The 1,440-nt window shown below is 43.1% G+C and carries 2 tRNA genes and 2 rRNA genes; all 4 read left to right on the top strand.

The features are described 5' to 3' along the window. A 16S ribosomal RNA gene (locus AC19MX_RS21050) occupies positions 1-95 on the top strand; the annotation flags it as partial. A 216-nt stretch (positions 96-311) separates the two neighbouring features. Beyond that, a tRNA-Ile gene (locus tag AC19MX_RS21045) sits at positions 312-388 on the top strand. Positions 389-525: 137 nt separating this feature from the next. Next, positions 526-601 (top strand) — tRNA-Ala (locus AC19MX_RS21040). Positions 602-1,144: 543 nt separating this feature from the next. Further along, positions 1,145-1,440 (top strand): 23S ribosomal RNA (locus tag AC19MX_RS21035); the annotation flags it as partial.

Raw genomic sequence — 1,440 nt, 5'->3', positions numbered from 1 at the left:
CCTTCGGGAGAACGCTCACCACTTTGTGGTTCATGACTGGGGTGAAGTCGTAACAAGGTAGCCCTAGGGGAACCTGGGGCTGGATCACCTCCTTACCTATACGACTAACTCAATACCTAAAGTGCAGCGATGCATGTGAGTGTTCACACAGATTACTTGATAGAAAGAAAGAGAAAGATATCGAAAGGTATTTTTGAGGATTTTGATTGTTAATCAAGGCGCTTGAGGAGAGAGGAAGGATGTGTAGTTCACTACATGACGACCGAACGACGAAAGCAACGCTGAGTAACGGTTAAAAGACCAAAAAGAATGGGTCTGTAGCTCAGCTGGTTAGAGCGCACCCCTGATAAGGGTGAGGTCGGTGGTTCAAGTCCACTCTGACCCACCAAATCTTCTTTAACTCTACGTTGATTTATACCTCGTTTAGCAAGCTAAACGTCGGCATAAACCGCCTTGATTTAAATCGATTTGGCTTCGCCAATCTTATGATTGGTTACTTGATATTAATCTCAACTGCATGTAAATGGGGCTATAGCTCAGCTGGGAGAGCGCCTGCCTTGCACGCAGGAGGTCTGCGGTTCGATCCCGCATAGCTCCACCATTTACTTGTTGGTTAAATTAGTTGGTCAATACGCTATTAACGCGATTTGAACACTCTGATATAGGACAACAAAAACATGCATTGGTAAGAGATGCCAAAGATAAACGAAATTTTATCTTTGGCTTTTTTAAGCCCGCTCTTTAACAATTTGGAAAGCTGATAGTACTAACTAAAGGCGCATGAATGATGATTCGTTGTCGTTTGTGTGATTACGTTAGTGCGAAAAACGTTAATACGAAAGTATTAACACTTGAGTTCTCAAAACACTGTTTAAGTGTCTTGAATATTCTAAAAACTAAGGCGAGTCACACTTCCTGGTCGGGAGTGAGACAAGTAAAAACCAGCTGGTCATAATACGACCCTGTTTTTTTTAGTCTCTTTTAGCAATAAAAGAAGCTAAGCGCAGTTAATCGCTTATTAGGCAAGGCTTGAAGTTGAACGAAGAATGAGTGTAGCAGCGCTACATGATTGAATCGTGAAACTGAAAACGTCGCATAATAAGATGAGTAACAAGCGAAAAAAAAAGACTCATTTGGGTTGTATGGTTAAGTGACCAAGCGTATACGGTGGATGCCTTGGCAGTCAGAGGCGATGAAGGACGTAATAACTTGCGAAAAGCGTTGGCGAGCTAGTAATAAGCATTTGAGCTAACGATATCCGAATGGGGTAACCCGGCCACATAAGTGGTCATCATAACGTGAATACATAGCGTTATGAGGCGAACCTGGGGAACTGAAACATCTAAGTACCCAGAGGAAAAGAAATCAACCGAGATTCCCCTAGTAGCGGCGAGCGAACGGGGATTAGCCCTTAAGTCTATGGGGTGTTAGTGGAATGTG

Source organism: Shewanella sp. MF05956, from assembly GCF_059758055.1.
The sequence above is the reverse complement of the archived record's forward strand: the minus strand, read 5'-3'. Positions and strand labels throughout refer to the sequence as shown.